The 6,916-nt window shown below is 56.0% G+C and carries 7 protein-coding genes and 1 pseudogene; 4 read left to right on the forward strand and 4 right to left on the reverse strand.

The genetic code is table 11. The annotated features are described in order from the left end of the window. Nucleotides 1-8 precede the first annotated feature (8 nt). Together nthA and ABJQ89_RS02700 are read left to right on the forward strand one after the other, a co-directional pair. Entirely contained in the window at nucleotides 9-650 is a 642-nt protein-coding gene (gene nthA / locus ABJQ89_RS02695; RefSeq protein ID WP_348494737.1) for a nitrile hydratase subunit alpha, read from the forward strand. A 32-nt stretch (nucleotides 651-682) separates the two neighbouring features. Continuing rightward, a complete protein-coding gene (locus tag ABJQ89_RS02700; protein WP_348494731.1) occupies nucleotides 683-1,543 on the forward strand; it encodes a lysophospholipid acyltransferase family protein in 861 nt (286 codons plus the stop codon). Nucleotides 1,544-1,546: 3 nt separating this feature from the next. Here ABJQ89_RS02700 and ABJQ89_RS02705 read toward each other — a convergent pair whose 3' ends face one another. Continuing rightward, nucleotides 1,547-2,236 (reverse strand): DUF1223 domain-containing protein, encoded by a 690-nt coding sequence (locus tag ABJQ89_RS02705; protein ID WP_348494732.1) that lies wholly within the window; start codon nucleotides 2,234-2,236, stop codon nucleotides 1,547-1,549. A gap of 237 nt (nucleotides 2,237-2,473) precedes the next feature. Between ABJQ89_RS02705 and acnA the strand changes: the two genes are divergently transcribed. Together acnA and ABJQ89_RS02715 are read left to right on the forward strand one after the other, a co-directional pair. Beyond that, nucleotides 2,474-5,158, forward strand: coding sequence for an aconitate hydratase AcnA (gene acnA / locus ABJQ89_RS02710; protein WP_348494733.1), 2,685 nt, complete (start codon nucleotides 2,474-2,476; stop codon nucleotides 5,156-5,158). Nucleotides 5,159-5,331: 173 nt separating this feature from the next. Continuing rightward, a complete protein-coding gene (locus tag ABJQ89_RS02715; RefSeq protein ID WP_348494734.1) occupies nucleotides 5,332-6,033 on the forward strand; it encodes an SDR family oxidoreductase in 702 nt (233 codons plus the stop codon). Nucleotides 6,034-6,036: 3 nt separating this feature from the next. Here the strand turns inward: ABJQ89_RS02715 and ABJQ89_RS02720 are convergent, their stop codons facing one another. The 3 genes and pseudogenes from ABJQ89_RS02720 to ABJQ89_RS02730 all read right to left on the reverse strand — a co-directional run. Next, complete coding sequence (locus ABJQ89_RS02720) at nucleotides 6,037-6,576, reverse strand: DsbE family thiol:disulfide interchange protein (protein WP_348494735.1); 540 nt, start codon at nucleotides 6,574-6,576, stop codon at nucleotides 6,037-6,039. After that, complete coding sequence (gene ccmD / locus ABJQ89_RS02725; RefSeq protein WP_348494736.1) at nucleotides 6,569-6,721, reverse strand: heme exporter protein CcmD; 153 nt, start codon at nucleotides 6,719-6,721, stop codon at nucleotides 6,569-6,571. Before ccmD ends, ABJQ89_RS02720 begins: the two co-directional genes overlap by 8 nt. Continuing rightward, nucleotides 6,718-6,916 (reverse strand): annotated as a pseudogene (locus ABJQ89_RS02730) (transcriptional regulator); the annotation flags it as partial. The pseudogene ABJQ89_RS02730 and the gene ccmD, both read right to left, overlap by 4 nt.

Raw genomic sequence — 6,916 nt, forward strand, 5'->3', positions numbered from 1 at the left:
GACCACAGATGCCACATGATCACGCGGACCATCTTTCACCTTCTGGACACCCTTACAGAAAAGATGATGACACGCCCTTAAACTACTGGCAAACTATGGAAATAGCTGTTCGCGAGCTTCTGATCGAGAAGCAAATCACAACCTCGGACGAGGTCGCAGCGCAGATTGATGCGATGGATTCACGCTCGCCCGCCAATGGCGCGGCAGTGGTTGCGCGCGCGTGGAGCGATCCTGATTTTAAAGAACGGTTGCTCAAGGATGGATCAGCCGCCTGTAAAGAAATGGGCTTTGACGTTGGCGCGCTGCATTTGATCGCGATTGAGAACACGATCGACACCCATAACGTCGTGGTTTGTACCCTGTGTTCTTGCTACCCACGCAACCTGCTTGGACTGCCACCCGATTGGTACAAATCACGCGCTTATCGCGCACGGACCGTGAAAGAGCCGCGCAAGGTTCTATCGGAATTCGGCGTCGAACTACCCGCGACGACCAAGGTGCGCGTCCATGACAGCACGGCCGATATGCGCTACGTCGTGATCCCCGCCCGCCCAGATGGCACCGACGGAATGGGCGAAGAGGCGCTCGCCGCGCTCGTTACACGCGATTCAATGATTGGAACAGGACTTGCGCGCGCGCCTTCGGCTTGAGCCCGCGCGCCAAGCACAGTAAGCCCTCCCACATGAAACGCGTCTCGCAATATATCACCAACATGTTCTTGCGCGCGCTGATTGGCGTGGCGCTTGCACTGCCCTACGCCGCACGTGTGCGCACGATGGGGTGGCTGGTTGAAAACATCGTCTCACCACTCGCAGGATACCCCAAACGCATCCGCGCGAATCTAGCGCATGTTTTACCTGATTTGGACAAGGCCGAGGTCGCGCGCCTGTGCAAAGCTGTGCCAAACAATGCTGGCCGTACCCTGATTGAGCTTTACTCGGGCAAAGACTTCGTCGAGCGCGCGATCCAAGCGCCGATCACAGGCCCCGGCTATGAAGCGCTGGAAACTGCCCGCGCCGAGGGACGGCCTGTCATCCTCGTCACAGGTCACTTTGGAAATTACGACGTCAGCCGCGCCGCGTTGATCGCCAAGGGGCATAACATGGGCGCGCTCTATCGCCGGATGTCCAACCCCTATTTCAACGAACATTACGTTAAATCGATCTCAACCATTGGCACACCGATGTTTGAACAGGGTCGCAAAGGCATGACGCAGATGGTGCGCCATATCAAATCTGGCGGTGTTTTGGGGATCTTAACGGATTTACACGCCCACGGCGGCGCGCGTCTGTCCTATTTTGGCAAGCCAGCCATTACATCACTAGTCACGGCAGAACTCGCGCTCAAGTTCAATGCGGCGCTGATCCCCGTTTATGCGATCCGGCAGGAAAACGGCCTTGATTTCAAGATCGTCGTTCAGGCGGAAATTCCGCACAGCGATGCGGAAACCATGACCCAAGCGGTGAACGAAGGCTTGGAAGAACTGGTGCGAGAAAACATGCACCAGTGGTTCTGGATTCACCGTCGTTGGAAAAACACCTAAAGTTTAGTTGATCGTCGCCGCAGCTTCGATCGCGCCATGATTGGCACGTTGGATCAAAATTGCAGCAGGTCCGGTGCCAACTTGCGCTGAGATCGCCAAAGGCGTGCTTCCGTCCCATTCTTGTATGGTTCCGAAATCAGATACAACGTTCACGTAAGTGATTGTACGACCTGCATTTTCACCGCGTTTGATTTCAACCGTTTGCGCCGCGCGATAGTTCACGAACTTGACTTCATACTGTCCAGCTTGTTTCGCAGTGGCGGCAATCGTCACCATATCGTCATCCCGAGATACGTCTAAGGAAACGTCTTTGTCCTGCGCCGTATGTTTCGCAATCAGGCTTGCGACGTCTTTGGGATGCGTGCCGACAACGGAATCCACTCCGCCAACAATCATTTGTGGCGTGTAGACTGAGCGACGGCCTGCTGCCTTGGCATAAGACTGTTGACGCGCAGTGTTGGACGGGCTTGCAAAGATATCTTTCCAGCCAATGTAGTCCCAGTAGTCCACATGCATCGAAAGCGCCAAAACATCATCGCGTTTCACCAGCTCATGCATCAAGGCATCCGCTGGCGGACAGGACGAACACCCTTGAGACGTGAACAATTCAATCACCACGGGCTGTGATTGCGCCTGCGCCGTACCAGAAAGAGCAATCCAGAAAGCCGCTGCAAGTGCTGAAAATTTTGTCATCAAGAATATTCCGCCTTAAGAATGTGTCGTGGTTTTAGATAATCCTAAAAACCTGAAATGACCAATCACCCTTTTGCGAGAGTTGCGCGATCTGTTGCAACAAACCGTTTCTGATCTATGGTTAACCCAAGGCCGCAAAGACCGGTCAGCTACTGCATCGCCCTTGATAGAATGATCACGATCAGGCAGACATATTTTAGCGACATTCCTTATTGAGTATTAATTTAGGAGGCAGCCATGCCCATCACAGTCGGTCAGGATTCCAGCAAGACGCGTAAAACGCTCTCGGTTGGCGGATCTTCCATTTCTTATTATTCCATCCAAGCCGCGAGCGATGCTGGCCTTGGGGACTTTTCCAAGCTCCCCGCCGCGCTCAAGGTTGTGTTGGAAAACATGCTTCGTTTTGAAGACGGAAAAACCGTTTCTGTGGATGATATCAAGGCCTTCGCCGAGTGGGGCGCGAATGGTGGCAAGAACCCACGCGAGATTGCATACCGCCCTGCTCGCGTTCTGATGCAGGATTTCACCGGTGTTCCAGCAGTCGTGGATTTGGCGGCAATGCGCGATGGGATCAAGGCGTTGGGCGGCGATGCTCAAAAAATTAACCCGCTCAATCCCGTTGATCTGGTGATCGATCACTCGGTCATGATCGATGAATTTGGCAACCCACGTGCTTTCCAAATGAACGTGGATCGCGAATACGAACGCAACATGGAGCGCTACACATTCCTCAAATGGGGACAGTCTGCGTTTTCAAATTTCCGTGTGGTTCCCCCCGGAACAGGCATTTGCCATCAGGTGAACCTTGAGTATCTTTCGCAAACTGTTTGGAGCGACGTTGATCAAAATGGCGAAGAAGTCGCCTACCCTGACACGCTCGTTGGCACGGACAGTCACACGACCATGGTGAACGGCGTTGCCGTGCTTGGTTGGGGCGTTGGTGGAATTGAGGCGGAAGCCTCTATGCTGGGCCAGCCCATTTCCATGCTTATCCCCGAGGTCATCGGTTTCGAGCTGACCGGCGAAATGATGGAAGGCACGACCGGCACAGACCTCGTTCTGAAGGTCGTGGAAATGCTGCGCGCCAAAGGTGTTGTTGGCAAATTCGTGGAATTCTTCGGTAAAGGTCTCGACACGCTCCCGCTCGCGGATCGTGCGACGATTGCCAACATGGCCCCTGAATATGGCGCGACCTGTGGCTTCTTCCCGATTGACGGCGAAACCCTGCGCTACCTGCGTACCACGGGCCGCGACGAGGCACGCATCGCGCTTGTCGAAGCCTATGCTAAGGAAAATGGCCTCTGGCGCGGTGACGACTATGCACCGATCTATACGGACACACTCACGCTCGACATGGGCACGATTGTCCCCGCCATCTCTGGCCCGAAACGCCCGCAAGACTTTGTGGCTTTGACGGGAGCCAAGGCCGCCTTCCGCAAAGAGATGGAAGAAACGTTCAAACGTCCCATGGGCAAACAAGTCCCTGTCGCTGGCGAGGATTATACGCTCGATAGCGGCAAGGTTGTGATCGCCTCGATCACCTCCTGTACGAACACCTCCAACCCTTATGTGATGATCGGCGCGGGCCTCGTGGCGCGCAAAGCAGCCGCGCTTGGGCTTAACCGTAAACCTTGGGTCAAAACATCCCTCGCCCCCGGATCACAGGTTGTTTCCGCCTATTTGGAAGCGGCGGAACTCCAAGACGATCTCGATGCTATCGGCTTTAACCTTGTTGGCTACGGCTGCACGACCTGCATCGGTAACTCTGGACCGATCCAAAAGGAGCTGTCAGAAGCCATCGCAGAGGGTGATTTGGTGGCAACCTCGGTCCTCTCGGGCAACCGTAACTTTGAAGGTCGTATTAGCCCCGACGTGCGCGCGAACTACCTCGCCTCGCCGCCACTCGTCGTGGCTTATGCGCTGGCAGGCACGATGGACATCGATCTGGCAACAGACGTCATCGCGACCACGCCAGATGGTAAGGAAGTCTACCTGAAAGACATCTGGCCCACGACGCAAGAAATCGCAGAACTCGTTGAACAAACAGTCAAGCGCGAGGCGTTCCAGACCAAATATGCCGACGTCTTCAAAGGCGATGACAAATGGCAAGGCGTCGAAGTCCCTCAGGCGGAAACCTACGATTGGCCTGCGACCTCTACCTACATCCAGAACCCACCGTATTTCCAAGGCATGTCCAAGGAACCGGGCGTGATCACCAATATTGAAGACGCCAAAGTGCTAGCCCTGCTCGGCGATATGATCACCACCGATCACATCTCCCCCGCCGGTGCGTTCAAGGAAACCACGCCAGCGGGTCAATATTTGATCGACCGCCAGGTGCCTCTGCGCGAATTCAACTCTTACGGATCACGGCGCGGCAACCACGAGGTCATGATGCGCGGCACATTCGCCAACATTCGCATCAAGAACGAAATGCTCGACGGCGTTGAAGGCGGTTACACCCGCGGTGCAGATGGCAAACAAACCTCAATCTATGACGCGGCGATGGCCCATCAGGAGGCCGGCACACCGCTGGTGATCTTCGGCGGCGTGCAATACGGCGCAGGTTCTTCGCGGGACTGGGCTGCCAAAGGCACGGCGCTCTTGGGCGTGAAGGCTGTGATCGCAGAGAGCTTTGAACGCATCCACCGCTCCAACCTCGTTGGTATGGGCGTGATCCCGTTTGAGTTCACCAACGGCGTGACACGCAATTCCCTTGGCCTGACGGGCGATGAAAGCGTATCAATCTCTGGCCTCGATACGATTGAGCCGCTGCAAGAAGTGCCTTGTACGATCACGATGGCGGACGGCACGGTGCATGAAATCAAGCTGAAATGCCGTATCGATACCGCGATTGAGATCGAATACGTCGAACACGGCGGTGTGCTACACTACGTGTTGCGTGATCTGGCGGCGGAATAGAAAGGGAGCGTGAATTGCCAAAGCTCTGCTTTGGCAGCGCCCGAACCGCCCCCACGGGGCGGGCGCTTTACGCCCTCCCCTCGGTTCGGGCACAATGCCCAAATTTTGAACGTCGTACTTAAAATCGACTGAGCGACTTGCAACTCTGGCCAATACGGCCAAACATGTTCCCCATGAAAACAGCTCTCATCACAGGTGGTGCGCGCGGGATTGGGCGGGCTATCGTCGAAAACCTCGCCAAAGATCATCGCATCGCGACGACGTATAATTCCACAGCGCCCGACGACTTGCTCAAGGCCCATCCAAAGGTCTTTGCGATCCAAGCGGATCTAAGCGCGCAAGATGTGCCGCCAAAGGTCATTGAAGCGGTCCTCAAGAAATTCGGCCAGATCGATGTCATCGTGAACAACGCAGGCGCGATTGAGATGACCCCGCTCGACGGTGTTGATCCTGCCGCCGAAATCGCCAATCTTACTGTCAACTTGCTTGCCCCGATGGGCCTGCTCGCAGCTGCGATCCCGCATTTGAAACGCGGCGCGGCGGTGGTGAATATCTCGTCGGTGAATGCCTACCTGCCCGCGATGGGCGCGTCCGGCTATTCGGCAAGCAAGGCTGCCATGAACACATGGACACGCGGCGCAGCGAAGGAGCTTGGCCCCAAGGGCATCCGTGTGAATGGCGTGGCCCCCGGTGCGATTGAGCGGGTGGAAAGCCCGCGTCCTGCGGACCTCGTTGCAAAATTTGTCGAAATGACCGCGCTTGGCCGATCTGGCGTGCCAGAAGACATTGCCAAAGCTGTGCGTTTTCTCGCCTCGGACGAGGCCAGCTTTATCACGGGTGAGACGTTAACGGTTTCCGGCGGTTACCGCCTCTAGACCTTATTTTCCGAGCGCTTTGTTCAGCTCTGGCAGAAAACGTTGCTCGTAATCGCTGCCGATAAGTGGCCCCGCGAAACGATAGAGCACTGTGCCGTTCCCATCCAAGATGAAGGTTTCTGGCGGCGCAGTTACGCCCCAGTCAATCGCTGTGCGCCCTTGCGGATCAAAGGCGACGCTGTCGAAGGGGTTGCCATCCTCCACGAGATAACGAGTGGCCGTGCCTGCGTTATCTTTGAAGTTGACGCCAACGATGTTGAACTCTTCGGTGAGTTCCAACAATTTCGGGTGCTCAGCGCGGCATGGTGGGCACCAGCTGGCCCAGAAGTTCACGAGCGTGACCTCGCCCGTTGCGAGATCGCTTTGTTGCGTGTGCGTGAAATCCGCCAACCCCTTTTCGGTCACCACGTTCGGGGCTGGTTTTCCGACAAAGACCGATTCCAGCTCGTCTTTGCCTTCGCGGAACATGCCGACATAGAACAAGGAGGCCAACGCGATGAAAATGACGGGCGGCGCAACCATCAAAGGGGACACTTTAGCCATTTCGCCGCGCCTCTACCTCTGCGAGCGCGGCCTTAGCGCGCCGCGATTGCCAGACGCTGACCAGCACCAAAAGCACCAGCAAGACAATCGTCGCGCCATAGGCGCTGAGTACCGTGTCGGAGTATTTCCCAAGATCAGGCATCATGCCATGCGCTCCCGTGCGAGCAACGCCTTGGTCCGGCGTGCGCGAATTTCTGTGCGCGTGCGCAACAGCACAAGCGCGACAAACAGTAAAACAAATCCTGCGATGCAGACCAAAAGCGGCTGGTAAAAGACATCAGCCACATTTTCTTCTTTATCGAGCGAGAGCGATGCCCCTTGGTGTAGACCTTGGTTCCAG

The sequence above is a fragment of the Planktotalea sp. genome (genome assembly GCF_039984035.1).
Classification (GTDB): domain Bacteria; phylum Pseudomonadota; class Alphaproteobacteria; order Rhodobacterales; family Rhodobacteraceae; genus Planktotalea.